Origin of the sequence: Luxibacter massiliensis (assembly GCF_900604355.1) — a bacterium.
GTDB classification, from domain to species: domain Bacteria; phylum Bacillota; class Clostridia; order Lachnospirales; family Lachnospiraceae; genus Luxibacter; species Luxibacter massiliensis.
On record NZ_UWOE01000001.1, the window covers coordinates 2,300,402 to 2,319,354 of the forward strand.

18 protein-coding genes are annotated in these 18,953 nt (G+C 41.3%); 7 read left to right on the top strand and 11 right to left on the bottom strand.

Annotation, left to right across the window (positions count from 1 at the left end; genetic code table 11):
- Positions 1-116: 116 nt before the first annotated feature.
- Together EFA47_RS10685 and EFA47_RS10690 are read right to left on the bottom strand one after the other, a co-directional pair.
- The gene (locus tag EFA47_RS10685; protein ID WP_122643262.1) at positions 117-1,208 is read right to left on the bottom strand and encodes a phosphodiester glycosidase family protein; all 1,092 of its coding nucleotides are present in this window, start codon (positions 1,206-1,208) and stop codon (positions 117-119) included.
- On the bottom strand, positions 1,205-2,275 hold the full coding sequence (locus tag EFA47_RS10690) for a bifunctional glycosyltransferase family 2/GtrA family protein (RefSeq protein ID WP_122643263.1): 1,071 nt from the start codon (positions 2,273-2,275) through the stop codon (positions 1,205-1,207). The genes EFA47_RS10685 and EFA47_RS10690 overlap by 4 nt, the downstream gene beginning before the upstream one ends.
- Positions 2,276-2,748: 473 nt before the next feature.
- Here EFA47_RS10690 and EFA47_RS10695 point away from each other — a divergent pair, with 473 nt between their 5' ends.
- Together EFA47_RS10695 and EFA47_RS10700 are read left to right on the top strand one after the other, a co-directional pair.
- On the top strand, positions 2,749-3,648 hold the full coding sequence (locus EFA47_RS10695) for a LysR family transcriptional regulator (protein ID WP_122643264.1): 900 nt from the start codon (positions 2,749-2,751) through the stop codon (positions 3,646-3,648).
- 152 nt (positions 3,649-3,800) lie between these two features.
- On the top strand, positions 3,801-4,913 hold the full coding sequence (locus tag EFA47_RS10700; RefSeq protein ID WP_122643265.1) for a 5-methyltetrahydropteroyltriglutamate--homocysteine S-methyltransferase: 1,113 nt from the start codon (positions 3,801-3,803) through the stop codon (positions 4,911-4,913).
- 90 nt (positions 4,914-5,003) lie between these two features.
- Here EFA47_RS10700 and EFA47_RS10705 read toward each other — a convergent pair whose 3' ends face one another.
- Positions 5,004-5,489 (bottom strand): flavodoxin, encoded by a 486-nt coding sequence (locus EFA47_RS10705; RefSeq protein ID WP_122643266.1) that lies wholly within the window; start codon positions 5,487-5,489, stop codon positions 5,004-5,006.
- Positions 5,490-5,826: 337 nt separating this feature from the next.
- On the opposite strand from EFA47_RS10705, the gene EFA47_RS10710 reads away from it, so the two are divergent.
- Entirely contained in the window at positions 5,827-6,717 is an 891-nt protein-coding gene (locus EFA47_RS10710; RefSeq protein ID WP_122643267.1) for an AraC family transcriptional regulator, read from the top strand.
- A 67-nt stretch (positions 6,718-6,784) separates the two neighbouring features.
- Here the strand turns inward: EFA47_RS10710 and EFA47_RS10715 are convergent, their stop codons facing one another.
- The 3 genes from EFA47_RS10715 to EFA47_RS10725 are packed head-to-tail and all read right to left on the bottom strand — an operon-like array spanning position 6,785 to position 10,903.
- Entirely contained in the window at positions 6,785-9,019 is a 2,235-nt protein-coding gene (locus EFA47_RS10715) for an alpha-galactosidase (RefSeq protein WP_122643268.1), read from the bottom strand.
- Between the two features lie 11 nt (positions 9,020-9,030).
- Positions 9,031-10,398, bottom strand: a complete 1,368-nt coding sequence (gene melB, locus EFA47_RS10720; protein WP_122643269.1) for a melibiose:sodium transporter MelB — start codon at positions 10,396-10,398, stop codon at positions 9,031-9,033.
- A gap of 19 nt (positions 10,399-10,417) precedes the next feature.
- Positions 10,418-10,903 carry a PTS sugar transporter subunit IIA gene (locus EFA47_RS10725; protein ID WP_164689976.1) on the bottom strand — a complete coding sequence of 162 codons (486 nt, stop codon included), beginning with the start codon at positions 10,901-10,903 and terminating at the stop codon, positions 10,418-10,420.
- 464 nt (positions 10,904-11,367) lie between these two features.
- On the opposite strand from EFA47_RS10725, the gene EFA47_RS10730 reads away from it, so the two are divergent.
- Positions 11,368-11,934, top strand: a complete 567-nt coding sequence (locus EFA47_RS10730; protein WP_122643271.1) for a cadmium resistance transporter — start codon at positions 11,368-11,370, stop codon at positions 11,932-11,934.
- Between the two features lie 20 nt (positions 11,935-11,954).
- Here the strand turns inward: EFA47_RS10730 and EFA47_RS10735 are convergent, their stop codons facing one another.
- Entirely contained in the window at positions 11,955-12,794 is an 840-nt protein-coding gene (locus EFA47_RS10735; protein ID WP_122643272.1) for an aldo/keto reductase, read from the bottom strand.
- 175 nt (positions 12,795-12,969) lie between these two features.
- Between EFA47_RS10735 and EFA47_RS10740 the strand changes: the two genes are divergently transcribed.
- Complete coding sequence (locus EFA47_RS10740) at positions 12,970-13,827, top strand: LysR family transcriptional regulator (RefSeq protein ID WP_122643273.1); 858 nt, start codon at positions 12,970-12,972, stop codon at positions 13,825-13,827.
- A gap of 4 nt (positions 13,828-13,831) precedes the next feature.
- Here the strand turns inward: EFA47_RS10740 and EFA47_RS10745 are convergent, their stop codons facing one another.
- Together EFA47_RS10745 and EFA47_RS10750 are read right to left on the bottom strand one after the other, a co-directional pair.
- Positions 13,832-14,329: a hypothetical protein gene (locus EFA47_RS10745; RefSeq protein ID WP_235853249.1), complete on the bottom strand. Its 498-nt coding sequence runs from the start codon at positions 14,327-14,329 to the stop codon at positions 13,832-13,834.
- A 94-nt stretch (positions 14,330-14,423) separates the two neighbouring features.
- Positions 14,424-15,275 carry a magnesium transporter CorA family protein gene (locus EFA47_RS10750; RefSeq protein ID WP_122643274.1) on the bottom strand — a complete coding sequence of 284 codons (852 nt, stop codon included), beginning with the start codon at positions 15,273-15,275 and terminating at the stop codon, positions 14,424-14,426.
- A 237-nt stretch (positions 15,276-15,512) separates the two neighbouring features.
- Here EFA47_RS10750 and EFA47_RS10755 point away from each other — a divergent pair, with 237 nt between their 5' ends.
- Together EFA47_RS10755 and EFA47_RS10760 are read left to right on the top strand one after the other, a co-directional pair.
- Positions 15,513-16,712, top strand: coding sequence for a hypothetical protein (locus tag EFA47_RS10755; RefSeq protein WP_122643275.1), 1,200 nt, complete (start codon positions 15,513-15,515; stop codon positions 16,710-16,712).
- 73 nt (positions 16,713-16,785) lie between these two features.
- Entirely contained in the window at positions 16,786-17,949 is a 1,164-nt protein-coding gene (locus EFA47_RS10760) for a hypothetical protein (protein WP_122643276.1), read from the top strand.
- A gap of 30 nt (positions 17,950-17,979) precedes the next feature.
- Here the strand turns inward: EFA47_RS10760 and EFA47_RS10765 are convergent, their stop codons facing one another.
- Both EFA47_RS10765 and EFA47_RS10770 read right to left on the bottom strand, forming a co-directional pair.
- Positions 17,980-18,564, bottom strand: coding sequence for an SOS response-associated peptidase (locus EFA47_RS10765; RefSeq protein ID WP_122643277.1), 585 nt, complete (start codon positions 18,562-18,564; stop codon positions 17,980-17,982).
- Positions 18,565-18,645: 81 nt separating this feature from the next.
- Entirely contained in the window at positions 18,646-18,951 is a 306-nt protein-coding gene (locus EFA47_RS10770) for a hypothetical protein (RefSeq protein WP_122644504.1), read from the bottom strand.
- Between the last annotated feature and the right edge of the window lie 2 nt (positions 18,952-18,953).

Here is an 18,953-nt window from a genome sequence, read left to right on the forward strand (position 1 = left end):
CCTAAAAAGTCCATATATGGATTGTACCAGTCCAGCACAAAAATAAGCAGAAGAGACATACTGCAAATAATACATATATTGCAAGCTAAATTTTTTATTTTTTTTCTGATTCTCATTTATATTCCCTCCGTCAAAAAAATTCCATCCTGAATTTTATGCTCCGGCTTATATGGATGATTTACAAGCTGTGTATCTTTTGTCATGAAGGAACAATGGCCGCCGTCTAGGTTATAAGCGGCTTTACAGCCAAGCTGTTCAAATAAAGCAGCCATTTCCCCCAAAAACATCCCCCTTGTGCTGTTCTGCCTGCCATCCACCACCAGCAGGCAATAATGTCCCGGTTCATAATATCCGATAGCAGTTCTTGGATGAGACTGACGGATATAATCCCAAGTTAAAAAAGAATTCTTTGCCTTTCCGTTTGTATCCAATAGACTTGGCCCAAAAATCCAGCTCTGGTAAGCACCATCATTGATTAACTTCTGGGTGTCCAATTCTTCGGGGGAATAGACTTTTATAGTGCCATCCCAGTTTAAAACGCAGGTCTCCATGTCTGTAGGACTTAAACGGTAGATCACTCCATTACGGATAATTGTCCCATTATCCACATGCCTGCTGTTGCTGTAAGAGTCTCCATTTGTAGCCAGAACCGACTTTATGCCAGCCGACATGTCTGTGAGCTTCTCCTCATACCCTACCCCGTAAGTATCCTGTGCGAAAGCTGTCTGAAGGCAGGTTATATCTCCTATATAAATATCTGCCAGCACATAAGAAATATTTTTCCCATATCTTTTATGCCCTCCGTCACCCGAGGAGTCTAACTGGTCCGTCTTAATAGAATTTGATGTCAGTTGAATGGATAGATTCGGGCTAGTATAGGAAGTATCGGTAGACACTACCTGATCTGTAAATTTATCAGCAAATTTCTGGTGCCAGTCTTGACGATCCAAACTTACTTTTGTTGTCTGCATCCCGCCGCTTCCTGATTCAAGCAAGTTCTGAATTTTCTGTTCTCTTGAAACAGTCTGGAAACTTTTAGAGTTTGTATCTGTTTGTTTAAGCCTTGTATTTTTATTCCCCTCCGAAGAGGCTAAAACCGTCCCGGCATGAATCCCTTTTTGGGGAATCAGATAATTCATGCCCCATATTCCCGCCACCAATAAAACGGCAGCCGCCAAATCCGCAACAAATAAAACTATTTTTCTCATATGCACTCACCACGCTTTTTAACACTGTTCCAATGTATCTCCGTGTTTCTGAAAATTATTTTCTTCTGTACAATCCAGCTGATTAAAAATAAGAATATTTCTGTCATCACCTTTGCCAAATGTATTTCTATGTGCAGTCCATATATAAACATCTGTAAAACTATGTTGTTGAATATTAAAACTATCCCCGCCAGGAGCAGGTATTCCACAATTGTTTTCATTGTATCTTTCTGATGGAACACCACATGGCAATTCATCATATAATTATATCCGGCGCTGAACACCCTTGCCCCTATATTAGCCGCCGCCGCTGCCCATACTGTCTCTGGAAACAAAAATATCAAAAACATAAACAGTATGTAATCCAATAAGAAGCTTGAGAAAGAAACCAGCGAAAACTTTAAAAGATTCCTGTAAATCCGCAAGGAATCCCGGACCTTCCTAAAATGGGAGCAACTGTTGTCCTGATCGTGGTAAATCGTCTGTATAGGAACTTCGATCATTTCTATTCTCTGTTTTGCACAAATAACAAGCACATTCATTTCATATTCGTACCGTGCACCCGGGATGTCCAGCATAAACTCTAACAGATCTGAAGAAAATGCCCGCAATCCAGTCTGCGTATCTGATACCTGAACACCTGTCGTCAATTGAAACACTTTCTTTGTAAGTTGATTTCCCACTTTAGACTTCCATGGCACAGTATAATCCATTGTCCTGCATCCTAATACAAGCGCTTTTGGATTGCCAGAAGCTTTTATTAATAATTTTGCCATATCATCCGCCAGGTGCTGGCCGTCAGCATCCATAATGCCAATCACACTGCACTCCCATAATTCTTCCTTTATGTACTGAAGTGCTGTTTTGACAGCTTCTCCCTTGCCCCTGTTTTTGTCATGGTGCAAAACAATACATTTCTCACTTAACTCCCAGAAAAACTGATAATAGCTTTCATCACTCCCATCATCTACAAGTATGACCTGATTCTCCAACTCCCAGTTCCTATCTACAATATCCCTCAGGCATCGGTCGGGATTTAATGCCGGTATAATAACAATTCTCTCCATGTGATTCCTTCCTTCCTACTTTTAGTCTCCATAAACGAATGGCCGCCATCTATGTCATGCCCTCTGGGTATACTAATTGTACGAAACCCGCCCGTCCAAAGGACATGTCTTAAGGGGTGCCCTTTAGGTATACTTATTAAATATTAGCAGTTCAATAGGTATACCTTGTTGAACATTAGCAGTTCAATAAGTGTACCTTACTGCACATATCTAACCTTTTCTTGTAAATTTCTTAAACAGTTTTTAAACTTTGAATGTAAATCCCCAAATTTGTATGCCGCCTTTGACAGCCTTCCAATTTACGGATATTCTAGGAGTTTTGAAATTACATACTTTTGGACTACAAATAAAAGGCATCCTCATCTATATTAGAAATCATAGTTCATTTGGGGTTTTTTGTGGTATAATTCCTACTAAAATAGTGCAGGGAGAAGGATTCCTGACAAATACCTCAAAAAATCAGGGAGGATATCATGACATTACAGCAATTAAAATACATCGTAACTGTGGCTGAAACTGGCACTTTCAGCGAAGCCGCGAGGGTATTATATCTTTCACAGCCAAGTCTCACAAAATCCATAAAAGAACTGGAAAAGGAAATGGGAGTTACTATTTTTGACCGGACAAACAAAGGGACTTCCGTTTCAAAGGAAGGTGAAATTTTTCTTGGCTATGCGAGGCAAGTATTGGAACAGGCCGCACTGCTTGAAGAAAAGTATAAAGTCCATGGAGGCGGGAAGCAAGAATTCTGTGTATCCACACAGCATTACTCCTTTGCTGTCAATGCTTTTGTGGATCTGATAAAGGAATACGGATCAGATGAGTATGATTTTAGCCTGCGTGAAACCCAGACTTATGTGATTATTGATGACGTTTCCCGAATGAAGAGTGAGATCGGCATTTTATATTACAATGAATTCAACCAGATGGTAATTGAAAAACTTCTCAAAGTCCATGATCTCAGATTCACAGAACTATTCACTGCCAAGCCACATATATTTGTAAGTTCAGGAAACCCCCTGTCTAAAAAAAAATCGGTTACAATGGATGATCTGGCCCCATATCCTTACCTCTCTTACGAGCAGGGAGAACACAATTCCTTTTATTTTTCTGAAGAAATTTTCAGTACTGCTGTCCGCTCCAAAAATATCCGTGTCATGGACAGGGCCACACTTTTTAACCTGCTTATCGGCCTCAACGGCTATACTGTGTGCAGCGGTGTAATAGACAAAGGGCTAAACGGCGAAAATATAGTCGCCGTACCCCTGAATGCTGAAGGTGAAATGCATATCGGCGTGATTACACACAAGAAAGCTGTATTAAGCAGGCTGGGAACCTATTATATCGAGGCGTTGAAAAAATATACGGCTTAACAATCACGAGATCCTGTTGTTATGCCTGTCTTGCTATAGATGCCTTGTTATAACTAAAAGTTATAGAAAACCCGCTTTTTTAACTATTTTACAACCTGACTATATTATGGTGTAATAATGGCACAAGATAAAAGGAAAGCGAGGACATATGCATGTATAAAGAAAATGCACCATTTAAATATGATTTTGTAGGCAGCTTCTTAAGACCTGATACATTGAAAAAGGCAAGGGCCGATTATACAGAAGGAAATATTCCCCTTGACACACTGACAAAAATTGAAAATGAAGAGATCACAAAGCTGATATCCAGACAAAAAGAGTCTGGCTACCATGTTATTACAGATGGGGAATTCAGGCGCAGCTACTGGCATCTTGATTTTATGTGGGGATTCAATGGCATTGAGCATGTAGAGCTTGATCATGGATATTTTTTCCACGGTGAAGAAACAACTCATGGTTCTATTGCCCTATCCGGCGGCATAAGTGGAGAGAACCATCCATTTGTAGGACATTTCAAATTTGTAAAACAGTTTGAGGATGAAAACACCGTAGCAAGACAGACAATTCCGGCCCCCGCCCAGCTTTATGCAGAACTCTTCAGGGAAAAGAACGGCGAAAATACAGTAAAGTATTACCCTGATGACGAAAAACTCATTCAGGATATCGCCGCCGCATACCGGACAGTAATTGCTGATCTCTACGGCGCTGGCTGCCGTAACATACAGCTGGACGACTGTACATGGGGCATGTTCTGTGACAGGAAATACTGGTCTGCAAGGCAAAATGCAGACGCTGAGCTCAGGGAAACCGCAGAAAAATCCCTCCGCCTTAACAATCTTGCCCTGGAAGGCAGGCCCGAAGATCTTGTAATTAACACCCATGTTTGCCGGGGCAATTACCACTCCACCTGGGCTTCTTCAGGGGGATATGAGCCGATTGCAGAAATACTTTTCGGAGGCGAGAATGTAGATGGATTTTATTTAGAATTTGATGACGAACGCTCAGGCGGCTTTGAACCCCTGCGTTTTGTCCCAAAGGATAAAAAAGTCGTTCTTGGACTCCTGACTTCAAAATCACCTGTCCTGGAAGATGAACAGACAATCATTGCACGTGTACATGAAGCTGCACAATTCGTACCCCTTCATAACCTCTGTTTGAGTCCCCAGTGCGGATTTGCTTCCTGCGAAATCGGAAATAAATTAACAGACGAAGAACAGTGGGCAAAGCTGGCCCATGTAAAACAGATTTCAGAAAAAATCTGGTAGAGTTCACTCACCATAATTTTAGGGGCGTGCCTGAAGATTTGTATAGATAATCTTCAGGCACGCCCCTAAATCACATTGCCTATTTTATATTTATTCTTGCCCTCTCACATCTTCCACCCAGTTTTTCAGGCTGGCTTCTGACAAATTTCCGTTTAGCATCTTTCCATTTAATAATGCCGCACCCTGGCAGCTTGGCAAAAGCTTCTCATTGGTTTTGCCCATACCGCTGCTGCCGGAAGTTGCAAAGGGAATCACCGTTTTGCCGGAAAGGTCATAACTCTCTAAAAAAGTATTGATAATCGTTGGCGCCACATACCACCATATTGGAAATCCTACAAAAATTGTCCCATACTCTTCCATATTCTCCATCTTCCCGTCAATTTCAGGGCGCGAAGCCGGATCATTCATCTCCACAGAACTCCGGCTGTTTTTATCCATCCAGTCTAAATCCTCTCTTGTATAAGGAACTTTTGGTTTAATTTCATATAAATCTGCCCCTGCAGCCTGGGCCAGTATTTTGGCCGCTTTCGCCGTTACACCACTTGCTGAGAAATATGCTACTAATGTTTTCTTCATATTCAAATAACTCCTTTCGGTATATTCTCTATATATAGTATAAAACCATCGCCATGAAATGTCTAATACTTCATATATATAGTCCGCTATACATTTGGGGCATATCTATCTATTACCAATGGCCAAAGGGTATATCTGCCACATGTCCTCTCAGTCCTTTTTTATCATCCGGCTCCCTCACACAATAAAAGACCATTTTACTCCTTCCCTAACGCAGCCGAAGTAACATACAAACCTATATACATCATACAAAGTATTTAGAATTTATCTTTTATCCATATCCTTTTAATGCTATACTTAAAATAAGCAGGCATAAACATATCAGAGGAGGTGCTCTATGTCTCTGTATTCTTATTCTGAGATTTCAAACAGCATGTTCAACGAAATCCACACCCTTTTCTGTGGCATTCAGGAATGTTCGCCGCTGTATTCATTTGGTCCGGCAGTACGTGACTGTCACTTGATGCATTATTGCCTTAATGGAAAGGGCGACTTCTATGTAGGCGACTACCGTTACCATATTTCACGTGGGGAAGGGTTTCTTATTTATCCTCATGAGCTTACCTTTTATCAGGCAGATAAAGATGAACCCTGGACCTATCTTTGGATTGCAGTGGGCGGAGATGATGTAGGTAAGTACCTCCACCTAGCGGGAATGAGTCATGCCCATCCATTATTTAGCTGTTCACAGCCGGATAAACTTTTGGAAATCGTTTCTTCCATTTTAGAAAGGAATATTCTGAGCTATAGTAATGAACTTTTCATCCATGCCCGCCTTATGGATTTCTTTTCCCTGTTGGTTGAAGAAGCCGGACTTCCGTATCAGGAACATGAAAAGGTCAGTAACATTTATATCAATAAAGCAATTTCTTATATACACAAAAACTATCAAAATCCCATTACAGTACAGGAAATCGCTGACTTTCTCGCACTAAACAGGAGTTATCTCACTGAACTTTTCCTGAAAACAGTACACTTTTCCCCTCAGCAGTTTTTAATGAAATTCCGCATGACCAAAGCAACAGAATTCCTTACCGACACAAATCTTTCTATCGGGAATATAGCCTATTCCTGCGGGTACTCCAACAGCTTTTCTTTTTCCAAGGCATTCCGCAAGGTTACTGGTGTAAGTCCCAGCCAATATAGAAAAGAACATAAACTTACAGGGGCAAAACATTCCCGCAATAAGGATCCACATGAAAAAGAAAACCTCATCCGGGCAAAGTAACCTTGTCCAGATAGGGTTTCCCTTTTATTTAGCAGAATTGTATGTTAAAAGTATATTTATATACTATTTAGTTTACTGCTTCTAATATATAAATCCGGGACTGATAATCCCCATTGTCCCCATTATATTTTTCTTTATTTTCCCCGCTTGATGCATCTGAGGTGAAAAGTCCTGCCTTCATTAATTCGTCGCCATAAATATCTCTATCCAAAATAGAAGTATGATAGCAGAAATCTGGATTCAGTCCCTCCAAACGGACTCTTGTGTACCCAGTATTTACATGCTGCAGAATGCGGTAATATCCTACCAATGCCGTTCTCTGATCCTCTGATACAACCATCCATGCAGTAATATTCCCATCCCCGTCAAAAGGACTGATCAAACGGTAAAAGGTTCCGTACTGAATTACGCCACGATATTCCTTCATAAAAGCAATCTGCTCCTTTACTTGGCTTTGTTCTTCTAAAGTCAGCTTATTCAAATCAAGTTCATATCCAAATGTTCCAAAGCAGGCTACATTTGCCCTTGTAGAAAGTGGTACATTACGGAGGGTCTGATGATTTGGCACAGCTGACACATGAGCGCCCATACTGCGAATTGGATAAACAAATGAAGTTCCATACTGGATTTTCAGCCGTTCCACAGCATCTGTATCATCCGAAGTCCAGCACTGTGGCGCATAATATATCATTCCTGGATCGAAACGGGCGCCTCCACTGGCACAAGATTCAAAAAGTACTTCAGGAAATTTCTTTGTCAGTCTGTCATAAAGCCGATACACCCCTAATATGTACTGATGCATTACCCTTCCCTGCTCCCCAGCACTATAGCCATGGGAGTAGACTTCAGACATACAGCGGTTCATATCCCATTTTATATAGGAAACCGGAGCTTCTTCCAACACTTTTTCCATCTGCTTATAAATATAGTCTACAACCTCCTCTTTTGAAAAATCCAAAACATATTGATTTCTGCCGTGAGAAGCTTTTCTGCCGGGTGTAGACAAAATCCAGTCTGGATGCGCGCGATACAGATTACTATTTTTGTTCGTCATTTCCGGTTCAAACCATATACCGAATTTTAATCCCATATTTTCTATTTTCTTTGCAATACCCGAAACCCCTTCCGGAAGCTTTCTCAAATCCGGATACCAGTCGCCTAAAGAAGAGGTGTCATCATCCCGTTCACCAAACCAGCCATCATCAAGTACAAACAGTTCAATCCCCAGCTTCTTAGCAGTTTCAGCAATTTTAAGAATTTTCTCCTCGTTGAATTCAAAATATGTCGCCTCCCAGTTATTTACCAAAATCGGACATGTCCGATCCCTCCATGCCCCTCTTGCAAGCCGGGTGCGGTACAGCTTATGGAATGTCTGGCTCATACCATTTAACCCTTTTTCTGAATACACCATAACTGCTTCAGGAGTCTGGAAACTATCTCCGTCTTTCATCCGCCATGAAAAACCCTCTGGATGAATTCCCATCATAATCCGGCTCACATCGTAAGTATCCACTTCCACCTGTGCCAGAAAATTCCCGCTGTACACCAAACTAAAACCATAGACTTCTCCTTCATTTTCCATTGTCTGCGGGCGTTTCAGCGCTAAAAACGGATTATAATTACTGCTGGAGCACCCCCGCATACTGTATACAGACTGCACCCCATGTTCCAGCTTTCTTGTTTTCACAGACCGCTCTCTCGACCATGCGCCTGTCAGTTCAATCATCTCATATTCTTTATCTGGCAAATCCACATTCATACTCATCGCCCTATCCAGCAGTATACCCTCAGGATTTTTACATATAAAACGGGCATTTCTGGCTATAGCTGAATGCTCTTTAAAAATGGTATAGCTCAAGACCAGCTCCATACCGGCAAGGCTATCTTCCAAAATAATTTCTAATGTATCTGCCTCATCCGGCTTCTCCACATAAATAGCAGGAAGGGCCTCAATCCCCTCTTTGCCGGCATAAATGCGATGGCCTTTGTAAATAAAATCTGAGATACGGCTTCCGTTTTCCATCACAATGGTGAATGCCGGATTTCTCATATCTCCAGAGCCATATGCCGGATACTCCTGCTTAATATGCTCCAAGGAAAATGCCAAATTCCCCTCATATGCACATGGTGCCATAGGTCTTGGGGCAAGCTCCAGAAAATGTGAAAAGTCCTCCCTATCCCGAATGGCACTCCCAAAATATAACTGTCCTAACTGCCCATTTCTCAATACAGTGATAATATAACTAATTTCTCCGTTAGTAAGATGAAACTCCTGTTGTTCTTCGTGGTAAAAAATCGACATCCCCTATCCTCCTATACTTCTTCTCTTTTGCGAAGTTTTAATATATTCATAATGTGCTCATAATACTCACCTGTTAATTTAAAATATTTCTTATAAATCACATAACTTATGATAACAAAAATAACTGGTACAATAATCATTACAATACGGATTCCAAACAATGTAGCCGCACTTTGGACTGCATTGGGCCGATATCCAGTTAAATCCAATGCCATACCTGTAAGAAGGGCCCCCATAGCTGATGTAAACTTCACGAGCAATGTTTGAATTGAAAATGTAACGGACTCATTTCTTGTGCCGAATTTATATTCTCCATAATCGACAACATCTGCCAGAACCACTGTAACAGTACCTAACTGTAGACCGGAGCCAAGCTTTACACATATCCCTGCAACTGCTGTCAACAATACATTTGTCGGCGCCACATAGCTGATAATCATCAAAACCGCCAGTCCTGCTGCAGGAAATGCAGCTGCCAGAAAATATACCTGACGACGTGAAATTTTACTTACAATCATAGGGAATACGAACAATCCGCCTATTTCTGCAAATGCTGCAAACATTGTAAATACGGAGAACATTGCCTTACTTCCCGCCACATAGATAAAGTAATAGGTAGAAACTCCATTCATTACCTGCATTGCAAAGTTAAATGTAAGGATTACTGCAATTGCAACTAAAAGCTGATCGTTCTGTTTAATAATGTGAAACATCTTTTTAAAAGACGTTTTCTCTTTCTTTTCTGATTTCTCTGAAACTTGGTCTGCACTTTTTACTTGTGTAACCGTAACCACAATCGTAATAACAAAAACAATGGCAATAACCCATGCAAACTTTGTGTATCCTGCCTGTGCATCCCCCCGTCCAAGGAAATCCATAATCTGTAGTCCTAATCCCCCAACTAAAAGAGAACCGCCGACAGAAGCGAAGATCCTTGGAATCACAGATATCTTCTCTCTTTCCCTCTTATCCTGAGATAAGTTAGGAAGCATAGACCAATATGGTATATCCATAACAGTGTAGGTCATGCCCCACAGCACATACATTACTGCAGCGAACACATACAGCGACATACCCGTCAGTCCCCAGTCCGTAAAAAGAGCCACAAACACAACCGCATTTACCAGCGTTCCAATTAATAGCCAAGGGCGGAATTTTCCCCAGCGGCTTGCTGTATTATCTACAATCATTCCCATTCCAAGGTCATTTATAGCATCCCAGAACTTCGCCAGAAAAAACAGACTTCCGACGAAAGAAGCAGAAAGCTTAAGGACATCTGTAAAATAGATCATTGCATATGTAAAAATCAGTCCGCATACCATGTCTTTCCCTGTAGCACCGATGCCATAAGATAATTTTTCTCTCCATGTTAATTTCATCTTCCTTTATCTCCTTTATCTATAGATAATCCGGCTTATCTATAATTTCAAGAATCGTATCTCCAGTTTTCACGATTCCTCCCTTTGTTACTCTAATTGCCTGTTTTGATATATTCGTAAAGACAATCGGTATTGCATCTGAATATCCGGCTGATATGATCTTTTTTTTATCAAATATAAGCAAATTCTCTCCCCGGTGAATCTCCTGATTTTCTTTAACGAGACAGACAAATCCATCTCCATGCATATGTACAGTGTCAATTCCTATATGAATCAAATATTCTACTCCATTTGGTGTTTCAATACCCACTGCATGTTTTCCCGGAAATATCATCATTATTCTGCCATCTGTAGGGGCGCAAACAGTATTATTTGTTGGAAATATAGTAACCCCACATCCCATTTTTTCCTGTGCAAAATTTACATCAGGGGTTTCTGCCAAAAACGTCACCCTCCCATCTACAGGACTTTTAAACTCCAAAGGCTCTGATTTTTCTGCTTTCATCGCTGCTCTTTCTCCTTTCTCTTTTACATGGCGCCCTCTTTCTAAATAATACATTACAAAATTTTTCAAGTTCTCACAAGCTAATATCGTTGTCAAAACATATCCAAATGTTGTTTTTTCTTTTGACAGAAATGCTTTTGATGCTTAATATTTTAAAATTAGCTCTTCATTCCTATCATAAAAACAAAAACAGGTATCCCTTTCCGGGACACCCGCATTCTATTTCCAAAATTAAGATAATTGTAACATTATATTAAATTCATAAGTGTGATATCTCTATTCTGCTTTACAGACATAAAGAATGCTCTGTGAGTATACTTGCCTCTTAATTTTCTCGTTCTTCCCTTGCACCAGAAACCCAAACAAATTATAATAACATAGGGTTTGGGCCTTATGCTCTCAAAATTGCTTCTGCCCCTACTGTATCTGCCCCAAGAGTGAATGTTCAAAAAGGAGAGGCAAACATGGCAGCAACATTTCTAACAGCAGTCTTATCCTTTGTAAGTACCAATATTGATGACATCTTTGTATTGATGGTGCTCTATGCACAGGCAACAGACTCCAAAGCAATATTACAGGTGATTATTGGACAATACCTGGGAATCGGCGCTCTGTCTGCTCTTGGCATATTTGGCGCATTGGGTACGCAAATTTTTCCTCCTCAGTACATTGGCCTTTTAGGTTTTCTCCCGTTATTTTTAGGTGTTCGGACATGGATGTCACACCAACACAATCCAGAGGACCAGGGACAAGAAACACAAATCGGCTTTTTCAGTGTTTTCTTACTGACGATTGCAAATGGCGCTGACAATATCGGGGTATATATCCCTGTATTTAGCGGATATACTCTTTTAGATATTTTCATTACTTTAGTTATATTTGCGGGGATGACTGCCTTATGGTGCTATTTAGGACTAGCCTTGGCAAATTATCCCTATATCAAGAAATATATTTCCCGTTATCAGCATATTCTTGTCCCCTTGGTACTTATGGGCCTTGGCCTTTACATTCTAATTAAAAATTATATTTGACTGTATTTTTCAGATATTTTTTATACCATGGTCATAAACCACTCTACTGTTTTCGGATCATAATGGGAAAAGAATAAACTCTCACCTGTATCTAATGCTTCAATCTGCTTCATCTCCTCTGCTGTAAGCGAAAAATCAAAGATTCCGAAATTTTCCTCCATCCGGCTCTTGCGCGCAGACTTGGGAATCAGCACCACATCACTCTGAAGCAGAAACCTAAGCGCAACCTGGGCGGCAGATTTCCCGTACTTTTCACCCACCTGTTTCAATACCGGATTATTAAAATAATCATTTTTCCCTTCCGCAAACGGCCCCCAGGACATTATCTGTGTTCCATTTTTCTTCATGTATTCCTTCGCTTCCTTCTGCTGCTGGAATACATGGGTTTCTACCTGGTTGACCGCCGGTTTAATCTCCGCAAAATGATGCATGTCCAGGAATCTGTCGGGATAGAAATTGGATACACCGATGGCACGGACCTTCCCAGCTTTATATGCCTCTTCCATTGCCCGGTAGGTTCCATAATAATCGCCAAAAGGCTGATGAATCAGCAGGAGGTCGATATAATGGGTCTGTAGTTTTTTCAGAGATTCCAAAATGGAAGCCTTGGCCTTCTCATACCCAGCATTGGAAATCCATACTTTTGTAGTTATAAAAAACTCCTCTCTCGGAAGTCCGCATTTTGCCAACGCATTGCCTACACCCTCCTCATTTCCATATGCCTGTGCAGTGTCAATACTGCGGTATCCAACCTGAATCGCCTCCAGCACACAGCGCTCTGTTTCCTCTGGCGGCGTCTGATACACCCCGTATCCTAATTTTGGCATCTTTACACCATTATTTAATGTCACATAGTCCATCTCTTTTTTCTCCTTTCTGCTATCTTATACCCAAAAGGCATCTCTTTTTTAAGGACAGCTAGTATATATTGGGTATTTCTTTTACAGTTTTAGTTTACAACTATGGGGAAAGAAAGTACAATAAGAATACAGGAATCCAGATTTCTTAAAATGAATAGTGGAAGGACTTTACAAGATGTTGAATCTATTAGAATTAGAACAGCTCGTTGCCTTTGCGGACTGCGGAAGATTATCAAAGGCGGCTGAGATATTGCACATATCCCAGCCAACTATCACAAGAACTATGCAGCATCTGGAAGATGCCTTTGGCGTCTCTCTATTCCAACGCAGCAAAAACCATATTTCATTAAACGAAACCGGATGGAAGGCTGTAGAATATGCAAGACAGCTTTTAAGGTCAGAAGAGCAGGCAAGACTAGGAGTCCGTGCATTTGATAAAAGCCTGCATACCATCACAGTCAGTTCCTGCGCTCCCGCGCCTTTATGGTATCTGCTCCCGGCGTTATCCTCCCGATTCCCAGATATGGCGGTCTCCTCTTCCATCAAAAATAACACATCCGTCCTGGAGGATCTGAAATCCGATGCCTGTACCCTGGCAGTTCTGCCAGAAGAACTGACCGCAGAAGAATATTGCTGTATACCATTTCTGAAAGAAAATCTGTATGCTTGCGTTCCCCTTGGCCATCCCCTTGCACAATGCTTACAAATTACATTTTCTGAACTGAACGGACATAATTTTTTACTTGCCTCAAAGCTCGGTTTCTGGGATGATATGTGCCGGGAGCGCATGCCTGCTTCAAGATTTCTCGTACAGACCGACCCTTTTGCACTGGAAGAATTGATTCGGGAATCTTCACTCCCCTGCTTTTCCACAAACCTTTCCAGAAACAGAAGGGGATTGCTAAAAGACAGAATCGAAATACCCATCTCAGACCCAAGCGCACATATTACATTTTATGCGGTTTTCCCGCAGAAAGATAAGTTGTTTGTGAATACTTTTTCACAAGTTGTTCGTACTGCCACATTATTATAGATACTCAGTCCGGCAGTACCGGAACAGCTATCCTTGCTCCTGTACTTGTATCTGCGCCAAAATTAAAACTTGGAGCTATATCATATGCGAACTTATATCCATATAAGGCAGGATTGTATTTTCCTATGGCTGCATATGTACTTTCTATTGCCTTACAAAAATCCTCTTCATTTTCATATGGCTCACTTTGAAAATAAAGCATGGTACATTCTGGGAACTCCACTGTTTTATATGGTTCTGGAAGTTCCTTGTCATAATTTAACGGCACTTCAACACCTGCTGCTATCTTTGAAAAACCAGCCTCAATTAATTTATCTGGCAATTCTACTAAAGCGGCTGATTCAAACTTTTCCACTATACTATTTAACAATCCTTCCCATTCGCACCCTACTTCTTCACAATATGAAAGATAATCTTGTGCATAACGTGATGGAAGATAAATCAGCTTTCTTCTCTCACGTTCTTTGACAGTAATCATACAGAAACTCAAATCATTACTCATAAATACTTCCTCTGTTACTTCTTCACTTCCTTACCTGAGGGATGAGTATACCCGGAGACATCCCGCAATCCAAACCCTTAGTATGCATATTGATTTACAGCCATTTTTTCTTTTTAAAATAAATGATTAAAACAACAATCACGAGGAAACTGGCTAGTATGAATACCGGATATCCCCATGGGTCGAGAAGTTCAGGCATATTTTTAAAATTCATTCCGTACCAACCCACCATCAAAGTCAATGGCAAGAAAAGGGCCGTAATCAGTGTAAAAAATTTCATCAATGAATTCTGTTCAATATCAATCTGCGCCTGGTATGCTTCCCGCATTTGAGTAATATAATCCCGTAAATTTAAAACCGCGGAATAACAGCGGGTCACACGGTTGTTTAATACATTAAAATGACGCGCGGCCTCCTCTGAGAGAATACCATTATCATTATCTGACATATTATCAAAAATAACTTGCAGCTGTGTATAATACCGCTTTAGCCGCAGCAGCTCTTTACGGTATTGTATAATGCTGTCCAGATAGTCCTTCCGGCTTCCTTCAATAGCGCTATCCTCAGTATCCGTAATTTCCGCTTCAAAGGAATCAATATATTGCATATCATCCTTTAGGAGGCTTCCAAAAAATTTATACATTATCTTCTCGTTGCTTTCCCCCGCATCTGCCGCTAACTTCTGCATATGTTGAGCCGTAAAATCGTTCTCACAGAAAACCAGTAAATTCTCCCGGTCATAGTAAATAAATATCCGGTGCGTCCTACTTTCAGCGCTATGGACGTTATACCAGTCAAAACTGCAGAGGTCAAAATTCATATAAGACTCAAAAGGCGCTGTATACTGCTCTGTCAAATATTCATATAGACGGCCGCTTTCCGCAATTCCTTTGCCTGCTTCATCAAAGGCAGCGGATACGTTATCCAAACTGGTAATTTTAAACATCCTGATTAAAAACCCCTTTCCTATCTATGGCCTTATGGCTAACCCTATATTTTCTTGCTCATTATAACAGTTCTGGTTATATAATCAAACCTACATTTTCCTACGGCCTTTGCTGTTTTATTAAGCCACTGTAATATATCCGAATATTTGTTCTGTTTTTGTTGCTTTCCTAATGCTTGTCTGGTAAAATAAGGTAATAACTTCGACACATTTTACACTTTACAGGAGCTGATTGTTATGTACTGTACATCTTGCCTTCCCGGCATAAGGACTGTCTATATAAAAAGAATTTGGGCCTATTACATGGCTGCTGCCCTTTTATGTCTGTTGATCGCATTTAATATTTTTCTGAGATTTTACCGGCCATTCATAGTACTTCCTTCACATCCGAAATATGTATTTTATATTGCCGCCAATCTCCTGCTTACGCTAGGCATTGCAGCCTGTATTTTTGAATCTTTCTATCAGCGCAGCCTTGTCCGTTTTTTTACCCCTGTCCGGAAGCTATTTGACAGGAAGTTCTTTTCATCTGGGGATACCCCAGAGGCTTCCTCCAGCACATATGCCCCCTCTCAGCACAGCCATATCTCTTACATGGATTACAACAAGGCTTTTTTGGAAATACACCCTATGGGGAGCCACCTTTCCAGACTGTCCAGACAGTACCGGGCGGCAATTTTTTGTTCCCGCTTTTTTATCCTGCTGATGTATATAACCACCCTGTGCCTGGCCGGAATCTTAGATTTTTTATATACACAGGCCGAAACCGGATTTTTTCATCCCGCACAGCTGCTGTTTAGTATCCTGCTGCTATTCTACCTGGTTCTGGTCCTTTGCCTGAACACATCTTATATTCCTGAAATGCCCGCAGCCAACAGCTGTCTGTTTTTCCTGCTGCTGTTATTTTATTTGATTGCACAGGCAATCTATAATGATTCTGTATCCATGTCCTACTATTATCAGAAGGGCACTGCCGGGATCATTCTCCATACTATGGAATTTACTGTACGCATACTTCCTGCCCTTCTCTTTGTATGTCTTTATTTTTTACTCAGATCCCGAACACAGGGAGATTCCTTTTCCCGCAGAAATATCCAGGAATTTGACAGCTTTGCCGAACTTTATATAGACTATTCCAATATCATATACGGCTTTGAAACCGATGAGAAAATATATTCTCTGCTCTGCAACTATACTGCTGTTTTAAAGGAGGATGGGACATTCACCCCTGAACATCTTTTAACCTTGGATATTTCCCAGGATCAAATCCATCATTTTTTAAGGCAGCATCATGCACTTATGAAGATTTGTGAAGCATTCACTGATAAAATGCTTAAGGAATACCAGAATGTTTTCGGCAGCCTGCCCCAATGGTCCCTCTGCCTTCTGGATGAAGATTTTCCACAGAACATCCTTCAGTGTCTCTCAACAGAGTAGCTGTCCGATGACCTCCCAACCAGCCTTGCCATTCCTGACCTTAAAACTTTCCCCAAATACCTGAGGTAAACTTATGGATAAAAAAGACAATAAGATCATCACTTTTCCAAACCCAGACTCCAGAAATTCCACACCTGGACATAATAACTCCAAATCCAGGCACCCTTTTTTTAAGCATTCACTTAATTTTTTAATGTTTGTCATTGCCTCTATTCTGATACCAGTAATAGGGTTTGTCCTGGGCCCTTATATAAGCAAAAATATTGGAAATACTGAAATTTCTGACTCTTATGTCATGCCTTATATCTATGCATTGTCTCCCCAGTCAGCCAATTATAACTCACCTGCAGCCAGTACACCTGACGACACGCATCTTTATGCCTGTGCATTAAGAACCTGCTTTTCCTGCAGTAAAGTTTCTATCGCCCAGGCCACTGACAATACCTTGCATATATTGTCAGTTGAAGAATACCAGAAAGCAGAACTTCAATATCACTGCCTGGCCTTTGGCGAATCCGTATACCTATATGCCATCAATGCAGGGGATGGGGCCAGCAGTCCTTCCTCTCTTGGATTTAATGCCAAAATGACTGATGGTGTGGATGATATCAATGGAAGTGACATAAAGTGGGAACACCTTATAAAAAATCCTTCTGTCTCTGGTTTGCCTCTTGACGTCCCCTCTATAGAAGGAGGAGACGGCCTGGAAGTCTGTTCTTTTGAATTAAGTGACTGGGCCTGGGAGCGGCTGAGAGAGGGCGCCCAATTCCGCCTATTTATAAACGTGGGAAGCAAGGACGAAGAAAATGAATTATTCCTCGGCAATATCACATTAATCGACGGCCGTCTGGCTATGGAACTTGGCGGTGCAGGCCCTGGGGATGACAGGGTGTTAAATTATGTCTATATTCCTGTAGATGAAATCTCTTCAGGCAGCAAATTGCCCGTCCATGCTACTTTCCTGATACAAGACCGGGCCACGGCAGATACTGTACTGATACCAAATAAATCCTGCCGCCTTAAATATTCCATGACCTATGAAGTGGACGGCAAAGAATTGATGTCAGGTCCCTTTACAACAACATTTTATGTGCCGCTGTATAAGTCAATGTCCACCCTGAATATCGCACAGTTCATGAATGAACACGGACTTACACAGTATAAATATAAATCCAATACAGAACTCCATGAACAAAACCGGTATGTCCCCGAAAGCCTTATGGAAATCTCAGGATAGCCTTAAAATCTTCCATACTGCATGGCTCCCTTAAAATAGGCTCAGCTGCTGGTATTCAGATTTTTTCTTTAGAAAAGCTGGTGTCTTTCGTAGAAAGTTTTCCACTGCCCCATCATCCAAGATCCAGGATCCCCACTCCCCTGGCTCCAAAATCAAAGGCATCCGTCCATGGACTGGACTGACAGAGGAGTTTGCCCCTGTAGTCAGGATTACAAACCGCTCCTGGCCCTGGTATATCTGAAAGCAGCCTGCCATAAAGAGCACAGGCTGCCCATCCTGACGTTCAAACTGATACTTTTCTTTTTTATCATTCCACTCATAAAAACCTTTTGCCGGAATCACGCATCTTCTATGCAGCACGCTGTCCCGGAAGGTTTTCTTTTCCAATACTCCTTCCGACCTTGCATTGATTAAAAGCCGGTTCCCCTGGAATCCCGGAAATCCCCACTGCATAATTTCTGGTACTATCCCTTGTGTCTGTCCCGCAAGCACCAGTGCACTCTGAGATGGGCATACATCTCCCATTCGCTCTGCCTTTAGCTTCTGATCCAGTGTCTTTACAATATTCTCAATCTCTCTGGCAGCCTCATCATCCACATAATAACGCCCGCACATATCTTATCACCTGCCTTATTCTTCCTTTCACTCTGCCCTGGGTATAAACAGTATATCCGAATTATACGCTTTTTCCCACAATCACACAACCAACTTCCATGTGCATTCCTCAGAATTAAAAAGCAGGATAAATTCAACCATCCGCTGGTTGACTTCTGCCCTGCACCTATATTTCCAGTTTAAAATCCCAGCGTAGCATTGCTTTTCCGAAGTCAACACCTGAATTCCAGGGATTTCTAGTACCCCCTCCTCCGACTGAAGCTTCATCATTAAAGGCATGGACCTGCCAGTTGCAGTAAACCAGCATTTTACTGCAACATCACTTGTACTTCCCGCTGGCAACGCCTGCTGAGGCTTCTTAGCCGGAATTCCGATTCCAAACGCCATAG